Origin of the sequence: Sphaerimonospora sp. CA-214678 (assembly GCF_050942215.1) — a bacterium.
Taxonomy (GTDB): domain Bacteria; phylum Actinomycetota; class Actinomycetes; order Streptosporangiales; family Streptosporangiaceae; genus Sphaerimonospora.
The window spans coordinates 3,473,453-3,499,248 of record NZ_CP192056.1; the positions used below are offsets into that span (position 1 = coordinate 3,473,453).

A 25,796-nucleotide genomic window follows, 5' to 3' on the forward strand; every position below is an offset into this window, starting at 1 on the left:
CCGGCTCGGGGCGGTGGCCGCTTCCGGGCGGGGGGCTCAGCTTCGCGGCAGTTCGCGCCAGGGTCTGCCCCGGTAGGGGTCGAAGTCCTTGGGGAGACCGAGCACGCGTTCCGCGATGACGTTCTTGTTGACCTCGGTGGTGCCGCCCTCGATGGTGTTGGCGCGGCTGCGCAGCATTCCGCGCACCTCCGCGGGCATCGACCGCCAGTACTCCTCCGGGGTGGCCACGGAGCCGGGCCAGGCGAGCGCGTCCTCACCGGCGAGGTTCGCGGCCATCTCCTGGATGCGCTGGTTGAGGTCGGTGCCGTGCACCTTGCCGATCGAGCTCTCCGGTCCCGGGGGCAGGTTGCCGGCGATCCTGGCGCGGACCCGGCGGTTGGTCCAGGTGCGGACCTGCTCCTCACACCACAGCTCGACGATACGGGCGCGGGTGGCGTGGTCGTCCCAGCCGCCGGGCAGACCCGACTCGGTGCGCCGCCGGGCCAGCCGGACGAGGTGCGAGGCACTGACGCCGCCCACGCGGTCGACGCCGCCTCCCGAACCGGCCCCCGACACCATCTGGCGCTCGCCGGCCAGGGTGGCCTGGGCGACCCGCCAGCCGGCGCCGGGTTCGCCGACCCGCTGGGAGTCCGGGACGCGGGCGCCGTTCAGGAACACCTCGAAGAACTCCGCCTCACCGCCGATGTGAGGCAGCGGCCGGACCTCGATCCCGGGCTGACGCATCCCGATCAGGAAGTAGGTGATGCCCCGGTGCTTGGGGGCCTCGGGATCGGTGCGGGCCAGCAGCACGGCGAAGTCCCCCTGGTCGGCCCAGGTCGTCCACACCTTCTGACCGGTCACGATCCAGGTGTCGCCGTCGCGCTCGGCCCGGGTGGACAGCGAGGCGAGGTCGCTGCCGGAGCCCGGCTCGCTGAAGAGCTGGCACCAGAACTCCTCGGCCCGGGTGATCGGCTTGAGGAAGCGCAGCCGCTGTTCCTCCGTGCCGTGCGCGAACAGCGCGGGGGCGGCGAGGTTGAGGCCGAGCGGGTTCAGCCGGGGCAGGTGGTAGGCGCGCAGCACCTCCTCCGCCGCCACGGCCGCGGCCCGGGTCCAGCCCAGCCCGCCGTACCGCACCTCCCAGGCGGGCGCGACCAGGCCGGACGCGCCGAACAGCGGGTACCACTCGCGGTACTCCCGCCGGGTGCGCACCGCGCGTACGGCCCGCGGCCCGCCGCGCTCACCCGCTTCGCGCCAGGCGGCCGGCACGTTGGCCGCCACCCACGCGCGCACGGCCTCGGCGGCGAGAGCGGGGCTGACATCCGGCCCGGTGGGGCCGGCGAGGGAAGCATCGGTCTCGGTCAAGGCTGAACCTCTCCGTGGTGGTGGTGAGCGGTGCGTGCCGCGGTCAGGCCGAGATCCAACGAGCGCCACAGGGCCGCCTTGAGTTCGCGCACGACCCCGGGGGCGGCGCGGGCGATCGTCTCGGCCACCCGCTGCGCGGCGTCCGGCAGTTCCGCGCCGTCGACCACCTCGCCGACCAGGCCGAGCCGCCGCGCCCGGACGGCGTCGAGCCGCTCGTGCACGCCGACGAGCACGAGCCGGGCGGCGACCGCGGCCGGCAGCCGGTGGGTCAGGCCGATCGCCTCCCAGGCGCTCACCTGGCCGACGCTGACGTGCGGGTCGAGGAAGGTGGCATGACTCGCGGCCAGCACGACGTCGGAGTCGACGACGAAGTGCAGCCCGCCCCCGGCGCACACGCCGTTGACCGCGGTGACCACGGGTTTGCGCACGCCGAGATGCCAGCCGGTCAGCTGGAGCGCGCCCTCCCGGGTCCTGCGGCCGGATTCGCGCAGACTGGCGGGGTCGCGGGCGAGCGCCGCCATGTCCAGCCCGGTCTGGAAGGCCCGACCGCGCCCGGAGACGACGATGCAGCGCACCGCGTCGTCCGCGTCGAGCTCACGCCAGGCCCTCGGCAGCTCGGCCATCATCACGGCGTCCATGGCATTGCCGGCCCGCGGCCGGTCGAAGACGAGCCAGCCCACCGGTCCCCGGCGCTCGACCACCAGCGTCTCGTACGCCATTCGACCCCCTGTTCCTCGGCAGGCAAAGCATATATAAGATAGCAAAGAAAAGGTGAGAGAAGGCAGGCAGCAGCAGATGGCTCCGACGGACGAGAAGACCCGTCCCCGCATCACGGACGAGGGGGTCGCGGCGTTGCGCGCACGCATCGGCATCCCCCAGCCCAACCCCGTCCCGCCCCACTACCTGAGCCCGGGCACCGACGCGTTCCGGATCGTCGCCCGCTCCTACGGCGACGACAACCCGCTCTGGTGCGACCCGGACCACGCCACCCGCTCCCGCTGGGGACGGCCCATCGCCCCTCCCCCGCTGGTCGGCGGGGACAGCCTGATCGGCGAGGACGTGCTCACCGACGAGGACCTGGCCAGGCAGGACGAGGTGAAGGGCGACCCGCTGCGGGGCGTGCACGCCTTCTACTCGGCCTGCGAGCGCGAGTGGTGGTCGCCGCTGTACGCGGGCCAGGCGGTGCATCGACGCAACGCCCTCGTGGGCGTGCTCGACAAGCCGAGCCGGTTCAGCGGGCGGGCCGTGCACGAGTGGAACGCCAACGTGTTCGCCACGGCCGACGGCACCCCGCTGGCCGGCCAGTACCGGCTGATGATCCGTACCGAGCGCAGCGAGGCGCGTAAGCGCAAGAAGTACGACGACGTCGCGATCGAGCCGTGGAGCGAGGAGCGGATCGCGGAGATCGACGCGCGGTACGCCGCCGAGCGGGCGCGCGGGCCAGAACCGCGCTGGTTCGAGGACGTCGAGGAAGGCGAGGAGATCAGCCCGCTGGTGAAGGGCCCGCTCACCGTCACCGACATGGTCTGCTGGCACACCGGGATGGGCATGGGCGTGTACGGTGTCGCCCCCCTGCGGCTGGGGTACCGGAACCGGCGCCGCATTCCGCGCTTCTACCACCGCGACGAGCTGGGCGTCTGGGACGCGATGCAGCGCGTGCACTGGGACCCCGAGTTCGCCCGGCGCTCCGGCAATCCCACGACCTTCGACTACGGGCGCATGCGCGAGACCTGGATGATCCACGCCTGCACCGACTGGATGGGCGACGACGCCTGGCTGTGGCGGGTGCGGGTGGAGTTCCGCAAGTTCAACTATGTCGGCGACGCCCAGTGGATCACCGGCAGGGTGGTGCGCAAGCACCTCATGGAGGACGGCAACGGCGTGCACCCGGCCGTGGACCTGGAGTTGGCCGCCACCAACCAGCGCGGTGAGGTCACCGCGCCGGGCACAGCGACCATCCTGCTGCCCAGCCGGGAGCACGGGCCCGTCGTCCTGCCCCGGCCGATGGGCGGCGCGACCACGCTGGACGGCACGCTGCGCGCCGCGATCGAGCACTTCTCCCGGTCATGAGCGGTCCGCTCGACGGCCTGCTGGTGGTGTCGATGGAGCAGGCCGTCTCCGCGCCGTACGCCACCCGCCAGCTCGCCGATCTGGGCGCCCGCGTCGTCAAGGTGGAGCGGCCCGACGGCGGCGACTTCGCCCGGCACTTCGACACGTACGCCAACGGCACCGGGGCGCACTTCGCCTGGGCCAACCGGAACAAGGAGTCGCTGGCGCTCGACCTCAAGGCGCCGCGGGGCCGCGAGGTGGCCCGGCGGCTGATCGCGGGGGCGGACGTGTTCGTCCACAACCTCCTGCCGGGAGCGGCCGGCCGGCTCGGCCTGGACGGCGCCGGTCTGCACGCGGACCACCCCCGGCTGGTCGTCTGCGAGATCTCCGGCTACGGCACCGGCGGCCCCTACGACGACCGCAAGGCCTACGACCTGCTCATCCAGGCCGAATCCGGGCTGACCGCCATTACCGGCAGCCCCGATCGGCCGATCAAGCCGGGCATCTCCGTCGCCGACATCGCGGCCGGCATGTTCGCCTTCTCCAGCGTGCTCGCCGCACTGCTGCGACGCGGGCGGACGGGCGACGGCTGCGTGCTGGAGATCTCCATGCTGGACGCGATGGCCGACTGGATGGGCTACCCGCTCGTGGTGCGCAGGCACGGATCGTCACCGGACCTCGCCTCCGGGATGAGCCACCCGGCCATCTCGCCCTACGACGCCTACCGGGCGGCCGACGGACGGCTGGTGACGGTCAGCGTGCAGAACGACCGCGAGTGGGCCAGGCTCGCCGCCTCCGTGCTGGAACGGCCCGAGCTGGCCCACGACGCGCGCTACGCCACGAACCAGGCGCGTGTGGCCAACCGGGCGGAGATCGACGAGCTGCTCGCGACCGTCGTCGGCCGGATGGACGGCGCTCAGGCCGTCGCGACGCTGCACGCGGCCGGCATCGGCTGCGCCCTGGTGAACGACCTGCCCGAGGTCGTCGATCACCCCCAGCTCGTCTCGCGCGGGCGCTGGCTGACCGTGCCCGGCCCGGCGGGACCGGTCACCGTCCCGCTCGCGCCGCCGGTGACCGCCGCGTGGCACGTCCCGGACGGCCCGGTGCCCGCCCTCGGCGAGCACACCGACGCGATCCTGCGGGAGCTGGGCTACGGAGAGGCGTCCATCCGGCGGCTGCGCGACGACGGCGTCGTCGCATGACCCCGAACAGACAGCCCGGGACTCCGGACGGACAGGAGCGGCCATGACCACCACTTCGGAAGAGGATCTCGAAGAGTTCCGCGAGAGCGTACGCGACGCGCTGTCGGCCACCAGCACCTCCGCGGCGATACGCACGGCCATGATGACGGAGCGCGGCTGGGACGAGCCCACCTGGAACCTGCTGGTCCGGCTCGACATCCCCGGCTTGATGCTGCCCGAGCGGCACGGCGGCAGCGGCCTCGGGGCCGCCGAGTTCGCGGTCGCCGCCGAGGAGTGCGGCACCTGGCTGGCCTGCGCGCCGCTGTTCGGCACCTCGGTGCTCGCCGTCCCCCTGCTGCTCGAGCTCGGCGACGAGGCCGCGATCGCCCGGTACGGCCCGCGCATCGCGCGCGGCGAGCTGACCGCGACCGTCGCGCTCGCCGAGGCCGGCGCCCGGTGGGATGTGTCGGCGGTGCGCACGGAGGCCGCCCCGGCGGCGGGCGGGCAGGGCGGCGGCTGGCGACTGCGCGGCGCCAAGAGCCACGTGGTCGACGGCGCGGCCGCGGACCTGCTTCTGGTGGTGGCCCGCACATCGGACGGCCCTGCCGTCTTCGCCATCGAGCGCGAAGCGGCAGGACTGACCGCCGCGCCGCTGGTCACCCTGGACCTGACGCGCAAGATGGCGCGGCTGGAACTGGACGACGTACGCGGGGAGCTCGTGGGGCCGGTCGGCTGCGACGCGGCGCTGGCCGCCGCTTCGGACGTCTCCCGGGCGCTGCTCGCCGCCGAGCAGACCGGCGTCGCGCAGCGATGCCTGGACATGACCGTCGACTACGCCAAGACGCGCATCCAGTTCGCCCGGCCCATCGGCTCGTTCCAGGTCGTCAAGCAACGGCTCGCCGACGCGCTGATCCAGGTCGAGTCGGCACGCTCCGCCGTCTACACCGCCACCCGGTCGCGGCAGCCGGCCCGCGACTCCCGGGTGGCCGCGCTCATGGCGGGCAGGGCCTCGGCCTGGGTCACCGCCCAGACGATCCAGCTGCACGGCGGCATCGGCTTCACCTGGGAACACGACGCGCACCTGTACTTCAAGCGGGCGCGCACCAGCGCTCACCTGCTCGGGGAGGCCGACGAGCACATCGCGGCGCTCGCCGGGATGCTCGACCACGAGATCGCCTGACACGAGAGGACGCGACCGGCATGACGTACGAGACGATCAAAATGGAGCGGCAGGGCCGTGTGGGCTGGCTGATCAACAATCGGCCCGATGTGCTGAACGCCATGAACAACCGGATGCGCGACGAGCTGGCCGACGCCTGGCTCGAACTGGATCGCGACCCGTCGGTCCGGGTCATCGTGCACACCGGCGAGGGGCGGGCCTTCCAGACCGGGGCCGACCTCACCGAGGTGGCGACCGACGGCGTGGGCATGCAGCGCTACCAGGACAGCATGCTCGACTTCGACCTGAGCTTCACCTCCTGGCACCAGAAGGTCACCAAGCCGGTCATCGCGGCTGTCAACGGTCTGTGCGTCGGCGGCGGCCTGCACTTCGTCGCCGACGCCGACGTCGTCATCGCGGCCTCCGACGCGACGTTCTTCGACCCGCACGTCAGTGTGGGGCAGGTGACCGCCATCGAGGCGATCGGCCTGGCGAAGAAGATCCCGTTCGAGGCGGTCATGCGCATGGCCCTGGTCGGCGCCCATGAGCGGATGACCGCCCAGCGCGCCTACGAGCTCGGCATGGTCAGCCAGGTCGTCGACCCGCCGGAGACCCTGCGCGAAGCGGCGCAGGAGCTGGCCGAGAAGATCGCCCGCAACTCCCCCGCCGCGATGGCCGCGACCAAGAAGGCGCTGCTGGCGGCGCTGGAGCTCGGACTCACCGACGCGTGCAAGGTGGGCACCCAGCACCTGGTGAGCCTGTGGGGACACCACGACCAGACCGAGGGACCGCTCGCCTTCGTCGAGAAGCGCGAGCCTCGGTGGGCGGAATGACGGCAGACGACGGAACGGAGGAAGTGCGTGAACATGAAGCTGCTTGAGGGCCGCGCGGCCGTGGTCACCGGCTCGGCACAGGGCATCGGCCTGGCGGTCGCCACGGTCCTGGCCGGGCATGGGGCGTCGGTCGTGGTCAGCGACATCAACGCGGAGGGAGCGGAGAAGGCCGCCGCCGATCTCGAGGCGCAGGGGCACCGGGCCCTGGCCGTGCCGTGCGACGTGACCGACGAGCGGGCCGTCGGCGCGCTGGCGGACGCCTGCCGGGACGCGTTCGGGACCCTGGACGTGATGGTCAACAACGCCGGCGTCACCCGTGACGCCTCGATGCCGAAGATGACCCTGGAGGACTTCAGGACCGTCATCGACGTACACCTGCAGGGCGCCTGGCTGGGCACCCGCGCGGCGGGGCGGCTGATGCGGGAGCAGAGGCGGGGGTCCATCATCAACATCTCCTCCATCTCCGGAAAGGCCGGAAACTTCGGTCAGACCAACTACAGCGCGGCCAAGGCCGGCATCGTCGGGCTGACCAAGGCCGCCGCCCGCGAGCTGGCCCGGCACGACATCCGGGTGAACGCCATCCAGCCGGGGCCGATCCGCACCGCCATGACCGCCGCCATGCCGCCGCGGGTGCTGGAGCAGATGCTCGCGAACATCCCGCTGGGCCGCATCGGCGAGCCGGAGGACGTCGCGAACGCCGTACTGTTCCTCGCCTCGGATCTGGCGGCGTTCATCACCGGCACGGTGATCGAGGTGGCGGGCGGGAGGCACATGTGACCCGCGTTTTCCGCGACCTCGAGGAGTTCCGGGCCGAGGCGGGCCGGACACTCGGGACGAGCGACTGGCTGCTGGTCGACCAGCGGCGGACCGACATGTTCGCCGAGGCCACCGGTGACCTCCAGTGGATCCACGTGGACCCGGAGCGGGCGGCGCGTGGACCGTTCGGCGGCACGATCGCGCACGGCTACCTGTCGCTGGCGCTGCTGCCCGCGCTGGTGGGCCGGATCTACCGGATCGAGGGCCTGCGCATGTCGATCAACTACGGCCTGAACAAGGTGCGCTTCCCGGCCCCGGTGCCGGTCGGATCGCGGGTACGGGTCACCACCGTGCTTCAGGAGACGAAGGAGGCCGCCGGCGGCGTCCAGGCCGTGCTGCGGTCGACGATGGAGATCGAGGGCGGCAGCAGGCCCGCGATGGTGGCCGAGACCGTCAGCCTCTTCCACCCGCACGGCTGAACGGGCCGCCCCTCCGGAACCACGATCATCCGGAGGGGCGGCCGGCGGCGCGACGGCTCGCCGTTTCGGCGGCGCCGACGATCTCGTGGGGCGGCTCCCGGAGGCTCCCCGCCCGTCACGAGGGCAGTCGATAGTCCTCGAGCACGCGGCGGCCGATGATCATCCGCTGGATGTCCGCGGTCCCCTCCCCGATCAGCAGCATCGGGGCTTCGCGGTAGAGACGTTCGATCTCGTACTCCTTGGAGAAGCCGTAGCCGCCGTGGATGCGGAAGGAGTCCTCGACGACGTCGCGGCAGTACTCCGACGCCAGATATTTGGCCATCCCGGCCTCGAGGTCGTTGCGCCGGCCGGAGTCCTTCCTGCGCGCGGCCATGACCATCATCTGGTGGGCGGCCTCGACCTTGGCGGCCATGTCGGCGAGCCGGAACAGTACGGCCTGGTGGTCGGCGATCCGCCTGCCGAAGGTCTCCCGCTGCTGGGCGTACCGCACCCCGAGTTCGAAGGCGCGCAGCGCGACCCCGCAGCCGCGGGCGGCGACGTTGACCCGGCCGACCTCGACGCCGTCCATCATCTGGTAGAAACCCCGTCCCGGGGTCTCCCCGAGGATCTGCCCGGCCGGGACGCGGTAGCCGTCGAAGAGGAGCTCGGTGGTGTCGACGCCCTTGTAGCCCATTTTGTCGATCTTGCCGGGGATCGTGAGGCCGGGCTCGACCTGGCCGAATCCCTCCTGCTTCTCCACCAGGAAGGTGGTCATGTTCCGGTAGACCGAGCCGGCGCCCTCGTCGGTCTTCACCAGAACAGCGACAAGGTTCGCCGAGCCGCCGTTGGTGAGCCACATCTTCCGGCCGTCGATGACGTACCCGTCGCCCTCGCGCACGGCCCTGGTGGTGATGGCGGACACGTCGGACCCGCAGCCGGGTTCCGACATCGAGAACGCCCCGCGGATCTCGCCCGTGGCCATCCGCGGCAGATACCGTCGTCTCTGCTCCTCCGTCCCATGCCGGATCAGCATGTAGGCGACGATGAAGTGGGTGTTGACGATTCCCGACACGCTCATCCAGCCCCGCGAGATCTCCTCCACCACCAGGGCGTAGGTCAGCAGCGACTCGCCGAGACCGCCGTACTCCTCCGGGATGGTCAGCCCGAACAGCCCCATCTGCCGCATCCCGTCGACGATCGCCTGCGGGTACTCGTCGGCGTGCTCGAGGCGCCCGGCCACCGGAAGGATCTCCTTGTCGACGAATTCCCTGACGGTCCGGACGATCTCCTGCTGGACGTCGGTGAGTCCCGGAGTCTGTGCGAGCCTGCCCATCGGTAGATGCCCTTCTCGTGCTGCCTTCCCGCCTTCTGATCGGGCAGAGCTCGCGGCGGCGGGAGAGCGGGTCGAGATCTGCGGCACCGGGTCAGCCCGATCGCGGTGGGGACACGATCCGGCGCTCGTAGAGGTCCCCGATCTCGTCGTCACGCAGGCCGAGGTCGCGGAGGATCTCCTCGTTGTGCTCGCCGAGCACGGGAGCCCGTACGACCTCGCGCCGCTCGGCTCCCCGCAGGGTGATGGGCGAGCCCGGCGCGAGATGCCTCCCGATGCCGGGGTGCTCGACGACGTCCATCATCGGGTTGGCGCGCAGCTCGCCGGCCTGCTCGCGGACGAGTTCCGTGAACGTCCGGTAGGTCGACCACAGCACGGACGTGCCGCGCAGCCGGTCCTCGAGCCAGGCGAGGTCGTGGCCGGCGAACCACCCGCCCAGCAGCGCGGCCAGCGCCTCGCGGTAGGCGAAGCGGTCGCCCTCGGTGGAGAAGTCGGCTCCCAGCGCGGTTTCGAGCGCGGTGACGGCCCCGGTGAGCCCGGTCACCGCGACGAGGTCCCGCCAATGCCGGGAGGTCAGCGCCACCACCATCACCCGCCTGCCGTCGCGGGTGGCGAAGTCGCGGGCGAAGCCGCCGTACAGGTGGTTGCCGACGCGGGGCCGTTCGACGCCGGCGACCTCGGCCTCGGCGAGGAAGCCGAGATCGGCGGCGGTGGCGAGGGCCACGTCGTGCAGCGCCACGGTCATCGCCTGTCCCCTGCCGGTGACCCGGCGGCCGCGCTCGGCGCCGAGGATGCCAATCGCCGCGTACAGTCCGCACGCCACATCCCAGGCGGGCAGGACGTGGTTGACCGGATCCGCGTGCCCCTCCGGGCCGGTCACCATCGGGAACCCGAGGGCCGCGTTGACGGTGTAGTCAACCGCCGGGGCGCCGTCGTGGTGGCCCTGGATGCGCAGATGGATCACGTCGGGCCGCCGCTCGGCGAGCGCCTCGAACGCCGGCCACGATCCCGCCGAATTGGTCAGCACGATGCCACCGCCGGGGCCCGAATCGACGATCAGCCGGGTGACGAGTTCCCGGCCCTCGTCCGAGCGCAGATCGACGCAGAACGAGCGCTTCGCCTTGTTCAGCCCGGCCCAGTACAGGCTCGTCCCCGAGGGCGCCAGCGGCCACCGGGAGTGGTCCGGCGCACCGCCGAGCGGATCGACCCGCACCACGTCGGCACCGAGCCGCGCCAGGGTCATGCCGCCGAGCGGCGCGGCGACGAACGTCGACACCTCGACGATCCGCAGACCGGCCAGCGGCCCGCCCGGCAGCGGAGCGGTTTCCGCAGCGAAGACCATCCGCACACCCTCTCCTCGATTTGTACGGCCATATTCACGGCCGGGATGGCCGCTGTCAATGGGGAGGCAGTTGACCTTGAGGCGCGTGGCATGAGAGTTTGGCCGTACATTTTCTCCGAATCCAGAGCGCCGCTGGAGGATGCGATGAACCCCGCCGAGCCGCACCGTGTGCCGGTGGACGGCCCCTACTTCGAGGACCTCCACATCGGCAGGCGGTTCGACGGCGCCCCCGCCGTGACGCTCACCGAAGGACTGGCGACCGCACATCAGGCGATCGTCGGATGCCGGCTGCCCCTGGTGCTGGACCACGGCCTGTCCCACCGGGTGATCGGCGATCCCGGCGGCCCCCGCGGCCTCGCCGCGCCGAACCTGGTCTGGGACGTGGCCATCGGGCAGTCGACCCTCGCGACGCACACCGTGGTCGCGAACCTCTTCTACCGAGGGGTCGTGTTCCACCGGGCGCCCCTGCTCGGCGATACCCTGAGCACGATCACCGAGGTCGTCGGGCTGCGGCAGAACTCACGCCGGCCCGGCCGTGCTCCGACCGGGCTGGCCGAGCTGCGGATCAGCACCGTGGACCAGCGCGGCCGTCCGGTCCTCGGCTTCCGGCGCTGCGCGATGCTGCCGCTGCGCGATGCCGAAGTGGACACCGGGCACGCCGACGACCTGTCCGGGCCCGGGACGTCGCCGTCGCGCGAGGAGCTCCGCATGGTGGCCTCGCGCTGGGACCTGTCCGTCTACCGCGCGCGGCGGCCCGGCCCGCACTTCGCCGATCTGACCGAGGGGACCGTCTTCGACGTGGCGGGCGGCGACGTCGTCTCCTCGGCGCCCGAGCTGGCCCGGCTGACCCTGAACGTGGCCAAGGTGCACCACGACGCGTCCGCGAGCGGGGCGGAACGTCTCGTGTACGGCGGGCACACGATCGGCATCGCGCTGCACCAGGCCGTACGCGCCCTGCCGGACATCGTGACCGTCGTCGGCTGGCACGGCTGCGACCACCTCGGCCCGGTCCACGAGGGCGACACGCTGACCAGCACGATCGAGGTGGAACGGCTTGAGCCGCTCGCCGAGGGCGGGCTCGCCCACCTGCGGTCCCGGGTCCGGGCCGGTCGTCCGGGGCACGCCCCCGCCGACGTCCTCGACTGGCGCTACATCGCCGTGCTCGCCTGAGTCGCACTCACCCCCTCCCACGCCGTGATCTTGCGAATTCTCGCAGCCGACGCCAGGAGCAGGCACTTCGCGTTCGTGATCTTGCAGTTTCTCGCAGACCTGCCCGCCGACCGGCGAAAACACCATCCGTGATCTTGCACTTCGCAGTCAAGCGCAAGATCAGGAAAGGCATAGACGCAGGTCAGGGGGTACGCCTGCAAGAAACTGCAAGATCACGAGAGCGGTAAGCGCAGGTCAGAAGGGTTCCCTGCAAGAATTCGCAAGATCACGGGGTGGGTCGGGGGACACAGGCCGGATAGGCTTGCCCGAGACTCGTCCGCAGTGGCGGCGACGGAAGGACCTTCACCGTCACCCTCCTTCTGAGCGGAGGGTGCCGCACCGGGTGCGTGGGAACCGAGGTGGGCATGGTTGCGAGCGCTGGTCGCCGGGAGAGTGGCTATGCCGTGCTCGCCCGGGAGGTACGCAACCAGATCCTGCGGGGCCGCTACGCGGACGGACGGCGCCTGCCGACCGAGGCCGAACTCGCCGAGCGGCACGGGGTGAGCCGCCAGACGGTGCGGCGCGCCTTCCAGGAACTCGTGGCGGAGGGCATGGTCTACCGCGTTCCGGGGCGCGGGACGTTCGCCGCCTCGCGGAACGGCGCCTACATCAGGCAGTTCGGCTCGGTCGAGGACCTCATGGGCCTGTCCGTCGACACCCGGATGAGCATCACGGTGCCGCTGCACCGGCGGGTCGACGTGGAGGCGGCGGGCAGGCTGCGGCTGTCCGGCGACGCGGTCTACGCCCTCACGTTCCGCCGGCTTCACGACGCGACGCCGTTCTGCCTGACCACCGTGTTCCTCCCGCCGGAGGTCGGCGTGCGGCTGACGTCCGTACCGGAGCTCGGGACCGAGGGGGCGATCAGCGACGCGACCGTCATCGGGCTGCTCGACACCCGGCTGGAGGCGCCCATCGCGCAAGCGGATCAGAGCATCACCGTCGCCCTCGCCGACGCACCGGTCGCCCGGCGGCTCGGCTGCGCGACCGGTCATCCCCTGCTGCGTGCCGACCGGCTCTACTTCGACACCGACGAGCGACCGGTGGAGCTGGCCATCAGCCATTTCCTGCCCGAGCACTACTCCTACCGGACCACACTCCGCCGCAGCCTCGCCTAGGTTACCGCGAACACCGCGGGTCGGCGGGTACGGCCTGTACGGCATGCCCAAGTGTTACCGCTCTCACCTTCCCCCGTCAATGCGTTCGAGGCGCCGGATGTCGTGAAAATTCACCACAGCGCCGGGCGGGCGGACGGCCGGGCGGGATTGTCCGCCGACCTTGCCGCAGGCCTTTGAACAGAGGAAAACCGGAGGTCGGGGGGAAGACGTCCGCCTCCGCCGGCCGCTCTCACCGCTCCCGGACGACCCCCTGACTGACATTCGGGTCTTGACAGGTGACAGCGGACCTTCTAAATCCATATGTTATCGATAACACCGAAAATACCGTCCGCGTCTCCGCTGCCGCCACGCGGCACGGCCTCCCCCGCCGCACTCCGACCCGAGGAGAAGAGACAGTGCACCGATCACCCGCCCATCCATCCGCCCCCGCGGCAGGCCGCCGCTCGCGCTCGCCGGTCGTCGCCGCGGCCGGCCTCCTCACCGCGATCGTCACCGCCTTCGCCTGGGTGGTGGCGCCACCGGCCTCAGCCGCACCGGAGCCCCTGGTCAGCGCCGCTTCCGGCCGCTGCCTGGACGTCGCGGGCAACGTCGACACGCTGGGCACCCCCCTGAACATCTGGGACTGCAACGGGCAGGCCAACCAGGCGTTCGACTTCACCTCCGCAGGTGAGCTGCGCACGCTGAACGGCACCCGGTGCGTGGACGCCTACAACAACCAGACCTCACCGGGCACCCAGGTGATCATCTGGTCGTGCAACGGCCAGTCCAACCAGAAGTGGCAGCGGAACTCCGACGGCTCCATCAAGGGCGTCCAGTCCGGCCTGTGCCTGGACGTCGACCACGCGAACACCGCAAACGGCACCCCGGTCATCCTGTGGACCTGCAACGGGCAGAGCAACCAGCGGTGGAACACCACGGCCGGAGGCGGCGGCAGCACCCTCGCTGTCGACGCGAGCAGCGTCGTGCGGCCGGTCAGCCGGGTCGGATCGGGCATGCTGTACGGCCTGGCCGACGCGAACACCCCGCCGGTGTCGATGATGCAGCCGCTGAAGCTGAAGCAGCTCCGGCAGCCGCCGCCGCTGCACGAGCACCGGCCGAACGGCTACCCGAACCCGATCGGCGACACGCTGGACATCTGGCGTAACGCCGCCGCCGTCGGCGCGGTGATCACGGTCGACATGGCCGACAGCTTCGACGGGTTCCCCTACAACTGGACGAACTGGAACGACTGGTACAGCCGGATCGACAAAATGATCGCGGCGGCGAAGTCCGCCGGCGTGACCAACATCGACTCCTGGGAACCGTGGAACGAGCCGGACTGGACCTGGCCCTCGGCTTCGGGGGTCTCCTTCAACGAGGGTTGGGTGCGCACCTACCGGCGCATCCGGCAGAGCGAGCCGAACAAGGCCATCATGGGCCCGAGCTACTCGTACTGGGACGTCAACCGGATGCGGGCCTTCCTGACCAACGCCAAGGCCACGAACACGGTGCCGGAAGTGGTGTCATGGCACGAGCTCAGCGGCTGGCGGCAGGTCACCGGCAACGTCCAGGCCTACCGTAACCTGGAGCGTGAGCTCGGCATCTCCCCGCGGCCCATCTCGATCAACGAGTACGCCGCGACCGGAGAGGTCGACGTGCCCAGCAGCGCCAACCACTACGTGGCGCAGTTCGAGCGCGCGGGCGTGCGCGACGCGCAGCGGGCGTTCTGGTACGAGGCAGGCACGCTCAACGGCCTGCTGCACAACGGCCAGCCGACCGCGTCGTACTGGATGTACAAGTGGTACGGCGACCAGACCGGCAACATCGTCAAGGTGACGCCGACCACGAACAACGACGGCGTGGCCGCCTACGACGCCGGTGCGCGCACGTTCAGCATCGTCTTCGGCGGCGCGTCCGGAAACAACACGATCCAGGTGGACGGGATCGGCGGCCTGGGCTCCTCCGTGACCGCCACGCTGGAGTACGTCCCGGGCTCGGGACGTAAGACGAACGTGTCGGCGGCGACCCGGCTCTGGTCGACCGCCTACCCCGTCACCAACGGCGGAGTCACGATCCCGATCAGCGGCCAGGACTCCTCCGGCGCCTACCGGCTCACCCTGACGCCCAGGTAGACCGCGAGGACCGATCGTGCGGCCGCCGGTGCCCTGGACGCCGGCGGCCGCACACGTCTCGTCAGGCCTCTTCGCGGACCAGGTGGACCAGGGCGCCGGCGTAGTCGCCGGGAGCCAGGTCCGCGAACAGGCCGTGGGTGAGCAGGACCGCGCCGTGATGGATCCGGCCGGTGGCCTGGTCGCGGTAGCGGGCCTGGGCGTCCAGGCCGCGCAGCGGGATACCGGCGTCGGCGTGGCCGAACCGGCGGGCGCGCCGGAAGACGAGGACCGCGAGCTGCCCGCCGTCCGGGGCGAGATACTGCACGGCCGACAGCTCGCCGTCCGGCGGCAGCAGGCGGTACTGCAGGCCGTGCTGGACCAGCGGGCGGATCCGCTTGTATTCGGCGACCAGTTCCGCTGCCCGTGCCAGCTCCGCTTCGCTCCAGTCGGTCAGCGCGCCCCCGATGGCGAGCACCCCGGCCATCGCGACGCGGAAGCGGAAGTCGAGCGGGATCTCCCGCCCCGTGTAGGGGTTGGGGCTGTCGGTGACCCAGGCGCCCATCACGCGGGCCGGGTAGACCTGGGAGAAGCCGTGCTGGATCTCCAGCCGGTCGAGCGCGTCGGTGTTGTCCGAGGTCCACACCTGGTCGGTACGCCGCAGGATGCCGAGGTCGACCCGGCCGCCGCCGCTGCTGCACGACTCGATGCGCACACGGGGGTGGGCCGCCCGCAGCCGGTCGAGCACGTCGTACAGGGTCCGGACGTGGTCGAGCCACAGCCGTTCGTCCGGGCCGGCCTCGGTGAAGGGGCGGTTCATGTCCCACTTCAGGAAGTCGATGTCGTTCTTGGCGAGCAACTCGTCCAGAGTGCGGTACAGCCAGTCGGCCACCTCGGGCCTGCTCAGGTTCAGCACGAGCTGGTTGCGGTGCGGGGTGCGGCGCCGGTGCGGCCGGTGGATCACCCAGTCGGGGTGGGCGCGGTAGAGGTCGCTGTCGGGGTTGACCATCTCGGGCTCCACCCACAGGCCGAACCGCATGCCCAGCTCGTGCACCCGCTCGATCAACGGCGTCAGCCCGTCCGGGAAGCGCCGCGGGTTGGGGTACCAGTCACCGAGCCCGGCGGCGTCGTGGGTGCGGGCGCCGAACCAGCCGTCGTCCGTCACGAACAGTTCCGCGCCCACCCGCGCGGCCAGCTCGGCGAGCCGGATCTGCCCGTCCAGCGAGACGTCGAAGCCCGTGGCCTCCCAGGAGTTGTAGAGCACCGGCCGAGTCTCGCCCGGGTGCGGCAGCACGTACCGGAGCTGGTAGTCGTGCCAGGCCCGGCTGGTCGCGCCGAACCCGCCCTCACGGTAGAGCCCGGCGCAGACCGGGGTGACCAGCTCTTCGCCGGTGCCCAGCTCCCAGGTCACCGGGTCGTGGCCGAAGCCGGCCGACATCGTCACCCGCTCGGTGGGCAGCCGCTGCACGGTCAGCCGCCAGCTGCCGCTCCAGGCCAGCGCGCAGGAGTAGACCGCCCCGTGGTCCTCGGTGGCGCCGCCGTCGTCGATCATCGCCCAGGGGTTGGCCTGGTGGCCGGTGACCCCGCGGCGGCTGGTCAGCACGGTCTCCCCGTACGGAAGCTCGGCCCGGTGCAGCCGGGTCTCCGCGCTCCACTGCCCGCGCACGCCGCTGAGCCGGTATCCGGCCGACCGCGGCAGCACCCACGTGGCCGAGTCCGCGCGAACCACGGTGATCGGATCTCCGCCGTTCCGCAGCACCAGGTGGCGCTCGATCACGTCGCTGTCGCCGTATCGGCGGTAGTGGCACGCCACGGTCAGCGGATAGTGCCGGTCGGCGAACTCCAGGACGAGCCCGTCGCCGGTACGGCTCTCGCCCGTGAAGACCAGCTCCAGGTCACGGGTGCCGTCGGCGAAGCGCACCTGGAGCCCGGCGACCCCGAACCGCATCGCCCCGGCGGCGGACAGGTCGAGGACACCGTCGGCGGGGTCCTCGAATCCCCGGTGGGCGGGTCTCGGCCGATCCAGCAGTGTGCAGGCCTGCTCCAGGGTCAACCGCGGCCCCCAGTGAAGGGCGTGCAGCCGGTCCTCCGCGTCCAGGTGCAGAACATAGGAGGACGCCGGCCCGGACAGGACCCACAGCCGGCGCGAGGAGTCATGGACGATCATTGCGACCTTTCAGGGATGCGGCAGGCTACGCGGACACGTCGACGCGGCCTGATCGCGCTCGAAGCGGACAATCAGGAAAGGAAGTCACTCAAGAGGTCACGCGTTTCGCGACAGCGGGCCGCTGCTCTCTCTCAGGATGAGTGCGGGCTCGTCCCACACCGGGACCGGCGCGGCCGCCTCCGGTTCCAGCTTCCGGTGCAGCAGGCTGAAACAGGCCCTGCCGAGCCCTTCGAAGTCCAGGCGGACGGTGGTGAGGGAGGGGTTGAGGTACGCCGAGGCGGGCGAGTCGTCGAAGCCGATCACGCTGAGGTCACCGGGGATGTCCCGCCCCGCCTCCCGCGCGGCGCGCATGACCCCGAGGGCGAGGTCGTCGTTGCCGCACAGAACGGCGGTCACCGACCGGTCCTCCAGCAGACCGCGGCTCGCCATGTAACCGGAGCGCGGGCTCCAGCCGCCCTGCAGCGGTTCGGGGGCCGGCCTGCCCGCGCCCTCCAGCGCGTCCAGCCAGCCCTGGGTGCGCTGGCCGATCGTGCTGGTGGAGGAGGGAATGGCGAGGTAGTGGACGGTCCGGTGGCCGAGGCTGAGGAGATATCGGGTGGCCTGCGCGGCCGCGGCACGGTCGTCGAGCCACACCTGCCACCGGCGGTCTCCCGCCGACTCGGGATGATGCTCGACCGCGGCGGTCACGGCCACGTCGGCGGGCAGGGCGTGCAGGGCCCGGAGCCCGGGACCGTCGAAGGCGATCACCATGACCGCCTCTCCCGGGCGGTTGAGCCGGCTCACCACGTCGGTCATGCCCGAATCGCTGTCGAGCACGCTGATCCCGACCGAGAAGCCCGCTCCCCTGGCCGCCTCCTCCATCCCGCGCAGCGTGGCCGCCGCACCGTACAGGGCGGTGTCGGATGTCAGCACGGTGACCGAGCGGACCGGGCCGCCGGCGAGGGCCTGGGCGAGCCGGTTGGGCCGGTAGCCCAGCTCGGCGATCGCGTCGAGGACCTTGGCGCGAGTCGCCCCGCTCACCTTGGCCTTGCCGTTGATGACGCGTGAGACGGTCTGCTGGGAGACACCGGCCACACGGGCGACGTCCCAGATGCTCGCGGACCGTACTCGGCCCGACGGATCATCCTGACCTTGCATGTGACCGGTAACCCCCATGTGTTCGAGCTTACTTGATCGCGTTGTTGGACTCGCTATTGATCTTCGTGGCGGCGTCCTGGGCCGACATCTGGCCGAGCCACACCTGGTTGAAGATCTCGAGCGCCTTCACGTTGTAGGTGGCCGACGACGGCGTGAGGGGATAGCCCATGGTCGTGCCCTCGGCGGCCTTCTTGAAGCCGGTGACGTCGACGCCCTTGGCCTGCCACGCCTGGACGAAGACGTCGTTCAGGCTCGGAATTCCCGGCCAGACCGAGCCGGCCTCGGCGACGATCTTCTGAGAGTCCGGGGAGGCCAGCCACTTCACCAGCTCCCACGCCTCCTCCGGGTGCTCGGTCCCCGCGTAGATCGCCTCGGACAGGCCGTTGTAGACGCTGCCCTTGCCGGCCGGCCCGGCCGGCAGGTCGGCGACGCCGAAGCCGCCGTCCGGCAGCGCGGTGTTGTACGCCCGCAGCATCCAGCTTCCGTCCATGGCGGTCGCGGCGTCACCCCGGCCGACCACCTGGTCGAGGCTGGGGCCGTTGGGCGGGTTGGTGACCGCGGCCGGGACCGCGACGTGATACTTCAGCCGCAGGTCCTGGACGAACTGGATGGCCTCGACACAGGCGGGCTGGTCGATGGTCCATTTGCCCCATGGCTGGTCCTGGAGCCGGCAGCCGTTCTGCAGGGCGAAGTTCCACCAGTCCTGCTGTCCGGTCGGGGCCTGCATGGCGATGCCGTACCGCTTGATCTTCTTCTCGTCGAACCCGGCCTCGCCGGGGTGCTTGCCGCTCTCGTCGACGGTCAGCTTGCGCAGCACCTCGACGAAGGTGCCGCCGTCGTCCGGGTTCCAGGTGAGACCCTCCAGGTCGGCCGGGGTCAGGCCGGCCTCCTTCAGCGCCGCCGTGCTGTAGACGAGGGCGATGGTGTCCCAGTCCTTGGGCAGGCCGTACGTCTTCCCCTCCACCTGCCAGCCCTCGACGAGCTTGGGGTCGTAGATCGACATGTCGATCTTGTCGGCCTGGACGCGCGGCCCGATGTCGGTGAGCACTCCCTGCTGACTGAACTGGGGGAAGTAGGCGACGTGGTCCCAGAAGACGTCCGGCGCCGTCCGCCCGGCGATCTGGGTCTGCAGCTTGCTCCAGTAGTCGTTCCAGTTGTTGAGCTCGATCGTCACCTTGATGTCGGGATGGAGTTTGGTGAACTCGGCCAGCGACTTCTCGATCGGCGGCTTCTGCACCTCGTCCCACATCGCGTAGCGGAGGGTGACGGTGCCGCCGGCCCCGGAGTCCGACGCCGAGCCGGAATCATCCGTGCCGGAGCTGCAGGCCGCGGCGAGGGTGAGGGCGATGGCCGTCGCGAGTATTGTTCTGATTCTTTTCATGTGAAATGCCCTGTCTCTCGGGATATCACTTGAGTCCGGTAAGGGCGATCGACCGGACGATATGGCGCTGGAACAGCAGGAACACCGCGATCAGCGGCAGCAGCGCGAGCGCGGCGGCGGCCAGCACGATGTGGTACTGCGAGGTGTACTGACCCTTCAGCGCCGAGATCCCGAGGGTGACGACCCTCGTGTAGTCGCTGTTGGTGATGATCAAGGGCCAGAGCAGCATGTTCCAGGTCTGAATGAAGGTGACGGTGGCGAGGGTGGCCAGGATCGGCCTGCTGAGCGGCAATATGATCCTGAGCAGCACCGCCCAGGTGCTCGCCCCGTCGATCCGCGCGGCCGACTCCAGGTCGCGGGGGATGGTACGGAAATACTGCCGGACCAGGAAGATTCCGTACGGCGTGCCGAACGCGGTCGGCAGGATCAGTCCCAGATAGGTGTCGATCATCCCGAACTCCCGCATGATCAGGAAGAGCGGGACCAGTGTGACGATCTGCGGCACCATCATCGTGGCCAGGTAACCCCAGAACAGCGCGTCCCGGCCCGGGAACTCCAGCCGGCCGAAGGCGTACGCGGCCATCGTGCTGAAGACGAGCTGTCCGAGCGTCACCAGGCCCGCGTACACCACGGTGTGCAGCAGGAAGCCTGACATGTCGTACTCGGACCAGACTTCGGCGAAGTTCTGGAAGGTGACCGGATCGGCGGGGGCCCATGCCTGGGTGGTGAGCACGTCCTTCGGCGACTTCAGCGCCGAGTTCAACGTCATCAGGTACGGCGCCAGCGAGATCGCCGCCCCCGCCAGCAGCACCAGATACAGCGCGATCCTCTTCATCGGGGCCTTCAGGTTGCTGGACATCATGAGAAGTCGTAGACGGTCCGCTTGCGGAAATAGAAGAACTGTCCGAGGGTCACCAGCAGGATCAGCCCGAACAGCACCATCGCGAGCGCCGAGGCGTATCCGGTCCGGAAGAGCTGGAACGCCTGCTGGTAGATGTGGAAGTTCATGGTGTCGGTCGCCCCGCCCGGCCCGCCCTGCGTCATCACGAAGACGGTGTCGAACATCTGGAACGATCCGATCGTGTTGGTGACGAGCACGAAGAACATCGACGGCCGCAGCAGCGGCAGGGTGACCCTGAAGAACCGCTCGACCGGCCCGGCGCCGTCGAGTTCCGCCGCCTCGTTGATCTGCTGGGGGATCGCCTGGAGCCCGGCCAGCAGGATCAGCATCGTGTAGCCGGTGTACTGCCAGATGTTCACCGAGGCCAGTACGGGCATCGCCCAGGCCGGATCCGACAGCCACTGGGGGCCGTCGATCCCGATCCCGCCGAGCAGCTGGTTGACCGCGCCGTACTTCGGGTCGAAGACCCAGGACCAGATGATGCCGAGCGCCACCGGCATCGCCATCCAGGGCAGTACGTACAGCACCCGCAGGACCTTGCCGCCGCGCATCCGGCGGTTGAGCGCGATCGCGAGCAGCAGGGCGAGCACGGTCTGCGCGGGGATGTTGAGCAGCACGAAGTAGATGGTGTTCCACACGGATCGCCAGGCCTCGGCGTCGGCGGCCAGCTCCCGGTAGTTGCCGAGGCCGACGAACGCCGGAGCGCCCATCAGGTTCCAGTCGAAGAGGCTGAGCGCCATCACCCCGAAGATCGGTGCGACCAGGAAGACGACGAACCCGATCAGGCTCGGGGCCAGCAGGATGTAGGCCTCGGCGATCCCTCGGATCCTCCGGGGGAGATCCGACCGCCGGCGTCGCGACGGTCGACCGGCAGGCGCCCTCGGCGAGTGACTGACTGTGATATCAGTGCTCACATTCCTACTCCTAAGCGGTGACGGAGACGGCGAAGCGATGACCCGCGGGTCGGAGGCGGGTCACGCGGATCCCGGCGGCACCTCCGCGGTTGCGTATCGGAAGTGTTACCGATAACACCACGAAGGTCAACGGTCGTCGCCAAACCGAAACACAGCCGCCCCGGCGACCCTCGCCGAGCTGGTCAAAGACGGGCAAACGGCCTTAAACCGTGATGAGTTATCGCTCACCTTTCCCCGGCATCCGCTCGGAGCCGCCCGTCGTGGCCCCGACCACGCGGGGAAGCCCTCCCACCACGGCGGGACGCCGCGCCCGCCTCCCGGACACGACCCGATCGAGGGGTTTCCGGCCATACGGCCGGCCGCCACCCCGGCGGGTGATCCCGGCCGCCGGGCCCCGCCTCGTCCCCGAGCGGACCCGACTCCGCCGCCCGGAGACGAGGTGCGCATCGTGATCGACGGTCCCGGCACTCGCGCGACGCACGTACGGAAGACCGGCGGCGTCGACGCGATGCCCTGATCTCGGCGGCGCGGCTCGTCCGCGGCCCAGCACGAACGGAGACGGCGGAAGGGATCGGGCCGTCCGCGAGAGCCGCCGGGCGATGATGCCACGAGAGACGGCCGACCACGGTGCGTGTCATCGGCGTTACTCCCATGTCACCGTCAGGGGGTAATTGGCCCTCATCCTCTGGCATCTCGGACACATCCCTGGTTAACGTCCGCTTTATCTCCAGATGAGATTTCCTCTCCCCGGGAATCGGCATGAAACCCGCGCCATTCACCTATCACGATCCCCCGACCGTCTCCGAGGCCCTCGGCCTGCTCGCCGAGCACGGCGGCGACGCCGCCGTGCTGGCCGGCGGTCAGAGCCTGATCCCGCTGATGAACCTGCGCCTGGCCCGGCCCGGCGTCGTCGTCGACGTCAACCGGGTGGCCGGCCTCGACCACGTCGAGATCGGCAGCGCCGTCGTCAGGATCGGCGCTACCGCACGGCTCGCCGATCTGGAACGGCACGAGGGCCTCGCCGAAGTCCTGCCCGTCCTGCCGGCGGCGATTCGGCACGTCGCGCATCCGCAGATACGCAACAGGACCACCCTCGGCGGCAGCATCAGCCACGCCGACCCCTCGGCCGAACTGCCCGCCGTGCTCCTCGCGACCGGCGGCCGGGTGCGCCTGGAGTCGGTGCGCGGGTCGCGCCGGGTGCCCGCCGGCGACTTCTTCCTGTCGCCCTTCCGGACCTCTCGCCGCCCCGACGAACTGCTCACCTCGGTCGAGTTCCCGATCGGCGGCGGCCTCCGGTTCCTGATGGACGAGGTGGCCAGACGCGAGGGCGGCCTGCCCGTCGTCTCCGTGGTGCTCGGGGTGCGCACGGGCGCCCGCGGCCGGGTCGCCGAGGCCAGGGCCGCGGCCTCCGGAGTGGCGGACCGCCCGGTGCGCCTGCGGCGCCTGGAGCGCGGCCTGACCGGCGCCGACCTCGGCGACCCGGCCGTACGGCGGGCCGCCGCCGACAGGGCGGGGCACGGCCTCGAACCACCGGACGATCTGCGCGGCGGCGGCGCGTACCGCGTGTCCCTGCTCCGCGCCCTCGTCGAGCGCCTGCTGGAAGGAGCCGCGGCATGAGAAGAATCAAGATCGTCGTCAACGGCACGGCCCATGACGTCGAGGCGGAGGATCGGACGCTGCTGAGCGATCTCATCCGCCACGATCTCCGGCTCACCGGCACGCACGTCTCCTGCGAGCAGGGCGTCTGCGGCTCGTGCACGATCCTGCTCGACGGGCGGCCGGTCCGCTCGTGCCTGATGCTCGCCGTGCAGGCCGAGGGGCACGAGGTGGAGACCGTCGAGTCGCTGTCCGGCGGCGAGGCCACCCCGGAGTCCCTCACCTCCCTCCAGCGGGCGATGAGCGACCAGCACGGCCTGCAGTGCGGTTTCTGCACACCGGGCATCCTCATGAGCGTCACCGCGGCCCAGCGCGACGGTCTCGACGCCGAGGAGACCATCGCCGAGGTGCTCGGCGGCCACATCTGCCGGTGCACCGGCTATCGGGGCATCCGTGCCGCGATCAGGCAGGTGCTGCCGTGAGCCTCATCGGCGCGCCGGTGAGCCGGGTGACCGACCACGTCCTGCTGACCGGGAACGCGCGGTACGTCGACGATCTGCAACTGGCCGGGATGCTGCACGCGACCGTGCTGCGCGCCCCCGTCGCGCACGCGAGGATCACCGGCTTCGACGCCTCGGCGGCGCTCGCGCTGGACGGGGTCGTCGCGGTGTTCGGCCCGGAGGAGATCGCCCGGCACACCGAAGCGCAGCTGTGCACCTGGCTGATCTCCGGACAGAAGATCGTTTCGGTGCCGATCGCGGACACCGTGGTGCGGCACGCCGGACAGCCCGTCGGCATCGTCGTCGCCACCGGTCGCGCGCTCGCCGAGGACGGGGCCGGCCTGGTGCGGGTCGACTACGCGAAACTGCCCGCGGTGACCGGCGTAGAGGCCGCCGTCGCGCCGCCGGCCCCCCTGCTCTACCCGGAGCTGGGCGGCAACGTGCTGGCCGACGTCGACTACGGCGACCCCCGTGAGGAGATCGACCGGATCGTCGCCGGGGCGGCCCACGTGGTCGAGCGGCGCCTGGAGGTCCCGCGCGCCGCGCCCAGCGCCATGGAGACACGTGGCGTGCTGGCCGCCTTCGAGCACGGTTCCGGCGAGCTGACCATGTGGGCCTCCACCCAGAATCCGCACATGACCCGCTGGCACCTCGCCCGGGTCCTGCGCCTCCCACTGCACCGGATCAGGGTGATCCAGCCGCGGCTGGGCGGCTCCTTCGGCTCGAAGGACCATCTCTACCAGGACGAGGCGATCGTCTGCCTCGCCGCCATGCTGCTGCGCCGGCCGGTGAAGTGGATCGAGGACAGGACCGAGCACTTCACCGCGACCAAACACGGACGCGGCGGGGTCTACCGGGCGCGGCTGGCGCTCGACGCCGACGGGGGCTTCCTCGCGCTGCACGCCGACATCCTGGGTGACGTCGGCGCCTTCCCCTCCACCGTGGGCACCGGGCCGTTCCAGGTGACCGCGCTGATGCTGCCGGGGCCGTACCGCTTTCGGGCGGTGGGAGCGCGGCTCGTCGCCGTGCTCACCAACGCCACCCCCACCGCCGCCTACCGTGCGTACGGGCAGAACGAGGCGGCCTGGATCCGGGAGCGGCTCATCGACGAGGCCGCCCGCGAACTGGGCCTTGACCCCGGCGAGCTGCGGCTGCGCAACCTGGTGACCGCCGGGGAGATGCCCTACACCACCCGCCTGCACCTGCGGTACGACACCGGCGACTATCCCCGGACGCTGCGCCGTGCGCTGTCGCTGTCCGCCGGCGCGGTACGCTCCCGCTCCGGCCGGGTACGGCGCGGCGTGGGCGTCGCGATGAACGTCGAGTTCACCGGGCTCGGGCCGAGCGGGCTGCTGCAGATGCTGCCGGCCGAGTACAACGGGTGGGAGGAGGCCCGGGTCCGCGTCGAGCCCGACGGCGGGGTGACCGTGTTCTCCGGCATCTCCGACGTCGGCCAGGGCACCGTCACCGGGCTCACCCAACTCGCGGCGGAAGGGCTCGGCATGCCGATGTCCGCGATCACCGTGAAGGTGGGCGACTCAGCCACCGTCCCGGTCTCGCTGCTCGGAGCCGCGGCCAGCCGAGGGCTCATCGTGGGCGGCACACCGGTCTTCCGGGCCGCCGCCCGCATGCGGGAACGGTTGATCCGGATCGCCGCCGAACGCCTCGACCGCCGGCCCGCGGACGTGCGCTTCGACGGGGCGGTCTTCCGTGCCGACGACGGCGAGGTGACGCTGCGGGAGCTGGCCCGCGACGCCTGGATGGGCTGGAACCTGCCCAAGGGCGAGTCACCGGTGCTGGAGGAGACCGACGTCTACGATCCGCCCAACCCGACTTTCGCGCCCGCCGCGCATGTCGTGCAGGTGACGGTCGACCTGGACACCGCGCTGGTGCGGGCCGAGCGGTACTGGGTCGTCCACGACTCGGGGGTGATCGTCAACCCGAAACTGGCGGACGGGCAGATCATGGGCGGCATCACGCAGGGCCTCGGCGCCGCGCTGCTGGAGCAGGTGGTGTACTCGCCCGGCGGCGTGCCACGCACCACCACGCTGCCGGACTACCCGCTCCCCGTCTCCGGGGACGTGCCGGACGTGGTGATCGAGCACATGCACACGCCCAGCTCCGTCACCCCCCTCGGGATGAAGGGCCTGGGCGAAGGCGGGACGATCCCGTCCACGGTCGCGATCGGCAACGCGGTGGCCGATGCCGTGCCGGAGATCGCGCACGCCGTCCTGGAGGTCCCGCTCACCCCCACGAGGATCCACGCGCTGCTGTCGGACGCCGGTCTCGCGCGCTAGGCGTACCGCCCGGGGCCGTGGCCGGACGCGCACGGGGGTGGAC

The 25,796-nt window shown here is 71.0% G+C and carries 21 protein-coding genes; 12 read left to right on the top strand and 9 right to left on the bottom strand.

Going from position 1 to position 25,796, the window contains the following annotated elements; translation table 11 throughout:
- Positions 1 to 36: 36 nt before the first annotated feature.
- On the bottom strand, positions 37 to 1,341 hold the full coding sequence (locus ACQP1K_RS15625) for an acyl-CoA dehydrogenase family protein (RefSeq protein ID WP_433496427.1): 1,305 nt from the start codon (positions 1,339 to 1,341) through the stop codon (positions 37 to 39).
- Positions 1,338 to 2,060 carry an enoyl-CoA hydratase/isomerase family protein gene (locus tag ACQP1K_RS15630; RefSeq protein WP_433496428.1) on the bottom strand — a complete coding sequence of 241 codons (723 nt, stop codon included), beginning with the start codon at positions 2,058 to 2,060 and terminating at the stop codon, positions 1,338 to 1,340. Before ACQP1K_RS15630 ends, ACQP1K_RS15625 begins: the two co-directional genes overlap by 4 nt.
- A 52-nt stretch (positions 2,061 to 2,112) precedes the next feature.
- Between ACQP1K_RS15630 and ACQP1K_RS15635 the strand changes: the two genes are divergently transcribed.
- The 6 genes from ACQP1K_RS15635 to ACQP1K_RS15660 are packed head-to-tail and all read left to right on the top strand — an operon-like array spanning position 2,113 to position 7,798.
- Entirely contained in the window at positions 2,113 to 3,411 is a 1,299-nt protein-coding gene (locus ACQP1K_RS15635; protein WP_433496429.1) for a hypothetical protein, read from the top strand.
- Complete coding sequence (locus ACQP1K_RS15640; RefSeq protein ID WP_433496430.1) at positions 3,408 to 4,592, top strand: CaiB/BaiF CoA transferase family protein; 1,185 nt, start codon at positions 3,408 to 3,410, stop codon at positions 4,590 to 4,592. The genes ACQP1K_RS15635 and ACQP1K_RS15640 overlap by 4 nt, the downstream gene beginning before the upstream one ends.
- Positions 4,593 to 4,635: 43 nt before the next feature.
- Positions 4,636 to 5,751, top strand: coding sequence for an acyl-CoA dehydrogenase family protein (locus ACQP1K_RS15645; RefSeq protein WP_433496431.1), 1,116 nt, complete (start codon positions 4,636 to 4,638; stop codon positions 5,749 to 5,751).
- Between the two features lie 20 nt (positions 5,752 to 5,771).
- Positions 5,772 to 6,563: an enoyl-CoA hydratase/isomerase family protein gene (locus tag ACQP1K_RS15650; RefSeq protein WP_433496432.1), complete on the top strand. Its 792-nt coding sequence runs from the start codon at positions 5,772 to 5,774 to the stop codon at positions 6,561 to 6,563.
- Positions 6,564 to 6,596: 33 nt separating this feature from the next.
- Complete coding sequence (gene fabG, locus ACQP1K_RS15655; protein WP_433496433.1) at positions 6,597 to 7,340, top strand: 3-oxoacyl-ACP reductase FabG; 744 nt, start codon at positions 6,597 to 6,599, stop codon at positions 7,338 to 7,340.
- Positions 7,337 to 7,798, top strand: coding sequence for a MaoC family dehydratase (locus ACQP1K_RS15660; protein WP_433496434.1), 462 nt, complete (start codon positions 7,337 to 7,339; stop codon positions 7,796 to 7,798). Before fabG ends, ACQP1K_RS15660 begins: the two co-directional genes overlap by 4 nt.
- 115 nt (positions 7,799 to 7,913) lie before the next feature.
- On the opposite strand, the gene ACQP1K_RS15665 is transcribed toward ACQP1K_RS15660, so the two are convergent.
- The gene (locus ACQP1K_RS15665) at positions 7,914 to 9,110 is read right to left on the bottom strand and encodes an acyl-CoA dehydrogenase family protein (protein ID WP_433496435.1); all 1,197 of its coding nucleotides are present in this window, start codon (positions 9,108 to 9,110) and stop codon (positions 7,914 to 7,916) included.
- 91 nt (positions 9,111 to 9,201) lie between these two features.
- Entirely contained in the window at positions 9,202 to 10,449 is a 1,248-nt protein-coding gene (locus tag ACQP1K_RS15670) for a CoA transferase (protein WP_433501559.1), read from the bottom strand.
- Positions 10,450 to 10,593: 144 nt separating this feature from the next.
- Here ACQP1K_RS15670 and ACQP1K_RS15675 point away from each other — a divergent pair, with 144 nt between their 5' ends.
- The 3 genes from ACQP1K_RS15675 to ACQP1K_RS15685 all read left to right on the top strand — a co-directional run bounded on the left by ACQP1K_RS15675 (position 10,594) and on the right by ACQP1K_RS15685 (position 14,884).
- Positions 10,594 to 11,619: a MaoC family dehydratase gene (locus ACQP1K_RS15675; RefSeq protein WP_433496436.1), complete on the top strand. Its 1,026-nt coding sequence runs from the start codon at positions 10,594 to 10,596 to the stop codon at positions 11,617 to 11,619.
- Between the two features lie 404 nt (positions 11,620 to 12,023).
- The gene (locus ACQP1K_RS15680) at positions 12,024 to 12,773 is read left to right on the top strand and encodes a GntR family transcriptional regulator (RefSeq protein WP_433496437.1); all 750 of its coding nucleotides are present in this window, start codon (positions 12,024 to 12,026) and stop codon (positions 12,771 to 12,773) included.
- Between the two features lie 395 nt (positions 12,774 to 13,168).
- Positions 13,169 to 14,884, top strand: a complete 1,716-nt coding sequence (locus ACQP1K_RS15685; RefSeq protein WP_433496438.1) for a lectin — start codon at positions 13,169 to 13,171, stop codon at positions 14,882 to 14,884.
- Between the two features lie 61 nt (positions 14,885 to 14,945).
- On the opposite strand, the gene ACQP1K_RS15690 is transcribed toward ACQP1K_RS15685, so the two are convergent.
- The 5 genes from ACQP1K_RS15690 to ACQP1K_RS15710 all read right to left on the bottom strand — a co-directional run bounded on the left by ACQP1K_RS15690 (position 14,946) and on the right by ACQP1K_RS15710 (position 21,360).
- Positions 14,946 to 17,027, bottom strand: a complete 2,082-nt coding sequence (locus ACQP1K_RS15690; RefSeq protein ID WP_433496439.1) for an alpha-galactosidase — start codon at positions 17,025 to 17,027, stop codon at positions 14,946 to 14,948.
- A gap of 96 nt (positions 17,028 to 17,123) precedes the next feature.
- The gene (locus tag ACQP1K_RS15695; RefSeq protein WP_433496440.1) at positions 17,124 to 18,182 is read right to left on the bottom strand and encodes a LacI family DNA-binding transcriptional regulator; all 1,059 of its coding nucleotides are present in this window, start codon (positions 18,180 to 18,182) and stop codon (positions 17,124 to 17,126) included.
- A gap of 10 nt (positions 18,183 to 18,192) precedes the next feature.
- Positions 18,193 to 19,545, bottom strand: coding sequence for an ABC transporter substrate-binding protein (locus ACQP1K_RS15700; protein WP_433496441.1), 1,353 nt, complete (start codon positions 19,543 to 19,545; stop codon positions 18,193 to 18,195).
- 25 nt (positions 19,546 to 19,570) lie between these two features.
- A complete protein-coding gene (locus ACQP1K_RS15705; protein WP_433496442.1) occupies positions 19,571 to 20,407 on the bottom strand; it encodes a carbohydrate ABC transporter permease in 837 nt (278 codons plus the stop codon).
- Entirely contained in the window at positions 20,404 to 21,360 is a 957-nt protein-coding gene (locus ACQP1K_RS15710) for a carbohydrate ABC transporter permease (RefSeq protein ID WP_433496443.1), read from the bottom strand. Before ACQP1K_RS15710 ends, ACQP1K_RS15705 begins: the two co-directional genes overlap by 4 nt.
- Positions 21,361 to 22,119: 759 nt before the next feature.
- Between ACQP1K_RS15710 and ACQP1K_RS15715 the strand changes: the two genes are divergently transcribed.
- The 3 genes from ACQP1K_RS15715 to ACQP1K_RS15725 are packed head-to-tail and all read left to right on the top strand — an operon-like array spanning position 22,120 to position 25,753.
- Complete coding sequence (locus ACQP1K_RS15715; RefSeq protein WP_433496444.1) at positions 22,120 to 22,977, top strand: FAD binding domain-containing protein; 858 nt, start codon at positions 22,120 to 22,122, stop codon at positions 22,975 to 22,977.
- Positions 22,974 to 23,438 (top strand): (2Fe-2S)-binding protein, encoded by a 465-nt coding sequence (locus ACQP1K_RS15720; protein WP_433496445.1) that lies wholly within the window; start codon positions 22,974 to 22,976, stop codon positions 23,436 to 23,438. The genes ACQP1K_RS15715 and ACQP1K_RS15720 overlap by 4 nt, the downstream gene beginning before the upstream one ends.
- Positions 23,435 to 25,753, top strand: a complete 2,319-nt coding sequence (locus tag ACQP1K_RS15725; protein ID WP_433496446.1) for a xanthine dehydrogenase family protein molybdopterin-binding subunit — start codon at positions 23,435 to 23,437, stop codon at positions 25,751 to 25,753. The genes ACQP1K_RS15720 and ACQP1K_RS15725 overlap by 4 nt, the downstream gene beginning before the upstream one ends.
- Positions 25,754 to 25,796: the final 43 nt, after the last annotated feature.

What these genes read in the sequence shown, in the direction of transcription:
- ACQP1K_RS15630 (WP_433496428.1), bottom strand. Translation starts at nt 2,060, where the DNA reads ATGGCGTACGAGACGCTGGTGGTCGAGCGCCGGGGACCGGTGGGCTGG.
- ACQP1K_RS15640 (WP_433496430.1), top strand. Translation starts at nt 3,408, where the DNA reads ATGAGCGGTCCGCTCGACGGCCTGCTGGTGGTGTCGATGGAGCAGGCC.
- ACQP1K_RS15645 (WP_433496431.1), top strand. Translation starts at nt 4,636, where the DNA reads ATGACCACCACTTCGGAAGAGGATCTCGAAGAGTTCCGCGAGAGCGTA.
- ACQP1K_RS15650 (WP_433496432.1), top strand. Translation starts at nt 5,772, where the DNA reads ATGACGTACGAGACGATCAAAATGGAGCGGCAGGGCCGTGTGGGCTGG.
- fabG (WP_433496433.1), top strand. Translation starts at nt 6,597, where the DNA reads ATGAAGCTGCTTGAGGGCCGCGCGGCCGTGGTCACCGGCTCGGCACAG.
- ACQP1K_RS15665 (WP_433496435.1), bottom strand. Translation starts at nt 9,110, where the DNA reads ATGGGCAGGCTCGCACAGACTCCGGGACTCACCGACGTCCAGCAGGAG.
- ACQP1K_RS15670 (WP_433501559.1), bottom strand. Translation starts at nt 10,449, where the DNA reads ATGGTCTTCGCTGCGGAAACCGCTCCGCTGCCGGGCGGGCCGCTGGCC.
- ACQP1K_RS15675 (WP_433496436.1), top strand. Translation starts at nt 10,594, where the DNA reads ATGAACCCCGCCGAGCCGCACCGTGTGCCGGTGGACGGCCCCTACTTC.
- ACQP1K_RS15680 (WP_433496437.1), top strand. Translation starts at nt 12,024, where the DNA reads ATGGTTGCGAGCGCTGGTCGCCGGGAGAGTGGCTATGCCGTGCTCGCC.
- ACQP1K_RS15690 (WP_433496439.1), bottom strand. Translation starts at nt 17,027, where the DNA reads ATGATCGTCCATGACTCCTCGCGCCGGCTGTGGGTCCTGTCCGGGCCG.
- ACQP1K_RS15695 (WP_433496440.1), bottom strand. Translation starts at nt 18,182, where the DNA reads ATGGGGGTTACCGGTCACATGCAAGGTCAGGATGATCCGTCGGGCCGA.
- ACQP1K_RS15700 (WP_433496441.1), bottom strand. Translation starts at nt 19,545, where the DNA reads ATGAAAAGAATCAGAACAATACTCGCGACGGCCATCGCCCTCACCCTC.
- ACQP1K_RS15705 (WP_433496442.1), bottom strand. Translation starts at nt 20,407, where the DNA reads ATGATGTCCAGCAACCTGAAGGCCCCGATGAAGAGGATCGCGCTGTAT.
- ACQP1K_RS15715 (WP_433496444.1), top strand. Translation starts at nt 22,120, where the DNA reads ATGAAACCCGCGCCATTCACCTATCACGATCCCCCGACCGTCTCCGAG.
- ACQP1K_RS15720 (WP_433496445.1), top strand. Translation starts at nt 22,974, where the DNA reads ATGAGAAGAATCAAGATCGTCGTCAACGGCACGGCCCATGACGTCGAG.